The following is a 1,149-nucleotide window of genomic DNA, read 5'->3' as shown; positions in this document are numbered from 1 at the left end:
ATAATCTCTACATTATGTTACTTGCCACGTCCTTGATAACTTACTCGTTCAGTTATCAAGGATGTTAGAATAGGCAAGTAACACTAAGTGGCATTTAACATCAATGTTCATTATACGCAATCGAGGTAAACGCTATTTTTACAATCGCTTAGATGTAAATATTACCTTTCTGCAGAATTACACAAATAGATATACAACATGCCAGTACTGTGGACGTACTTTGATTTATGCTGATTTATATACACATTTAAGAAATTTTCATAATTACGAGGGGAAACCCTTATATTTAGATTGAAAGAGGGCGAATGAATCGCCCTTTTTTTATTTTGGAATGGTTAGTTTTCCGCTGTTGCTTATTTCAATTAATTCAATGCCTTCCTCAATCAGAATGTGAACAAGTTCACTATCTCTAACTGGTTGCTGTCCTTTTTGAATCAGTACTTTATTTAGCTCTACAGCTTTTTTTCTTAGCTTTTCCTGTTCAGCATCGTTAAGCCGTACGCTTTGTACCATTTTGCAATCCTCTCCTAGCTCTCTATGTGGAAAAGAATACATGCATTTTTGCATGCATGTATTGTGCATGCTTGCATATATGTGTTAAATTCCGCTCAATGTATAAGTGCATGCATGTGAACATTATGGAAAAAGAACAAGCTTTAGAGTTTGAAAAACTGCTCAAGAATCTCGAAAAGTCAAAGACTGTTCGCACTGCTGATTTGCGTTCTAAAAATGTTCGTCAATTTATGCGTGAAAATGTTCATTTTGAGGGTGACCTTTGGTATGAGCTGCTAGAGCGTCGTGAAGCTGCTTATAAAGCTGCAATTGCAAACATTTTTAAGTAAGGGCTTCGGATATGGAAAAAGAGCAAGCTTTTGAGATCGTTTCAAAGATTATTTTTGACAGTGCTGTCCAACTGATCGTTGGCGGTAATCCTGCTTATGAATCTGAAAAGGCTCTTTTTCATATTGAAATGGTCATGCTGGAGTGGGGCTATCGCTCTGCCAAAGTTTCTGAATATTGCGATTCACTAAAAAAAGAAAACGACATCATGCGTGATATGGGGATTGAGTAATGTTGAACAAAAAACAATCAATACCACAGGTTTGTACGTGGGGAATGGGATTTTTAGATACCCCCATTAATAAGATG

At 36.5% G+C, this 1,149-nt stretch carries 3 protein-coding genes; 2 read left to right on the top strand and 1 reads right to left on the bottom strand.

Translation table 11 applies throughout. The features are described from left to right. Nucleotides 1–321: 321 nt before the first annotated feature. A complete protein-coding gene (locus FTT70_RS13515) occupies nucleotides 322–555 on the bottom strand; it encodes a hypothetical protein (protein WP_257229421.1) in 234 nt (77 codons plus the stop codon). Between the two features lie 83 nt (nucleotides 556–638). Between FTT70_RS13515 and FTT70_RS13510 the strand changes: the two genes are divergently transcribed. Then, the gene (locus tag FTT70_RS13510; protein WP_180168727.1) at nucleotides 639–842 is read left to right on the top strand and encodes a hypothetical protein; all 204 of its coding nucleotides are present in this window, start codon (nucleotides 639–641) and stop codon (nucleotides 840–842) included. 11 nt (nucleotides 843–853) lie between these two features. After that, complete coding sequence (locus tag FTT70_RS13505) at nucleotides 854–1,072, top strand: hypothetical protein (RefSeq protein WP_180168726.1); 219 nt, start codon at nucleotides 854–856, stop codon at nucleotides 1,070–1,072. The last annotated feature ends 77 nt before the right edge of the window (nucleotides 1,073–1,149 follow it).

The organism is Acinetobacter sp. YH01003, assembly GCF_013420525.1.
Taxonomy (GTDB): domain Bacteria; phylum Pseudomonadota; class Gammaproteobacteria; order Pseudomonadales; family Moraxellaceae; genus Acinetobacter; species Acinetobacter towneri.
The sequence above is the reverse complement of the archived record's forward strand: the minus strand, read 5'-3'. Positions and strand labels throughout refer to the sequence as shown.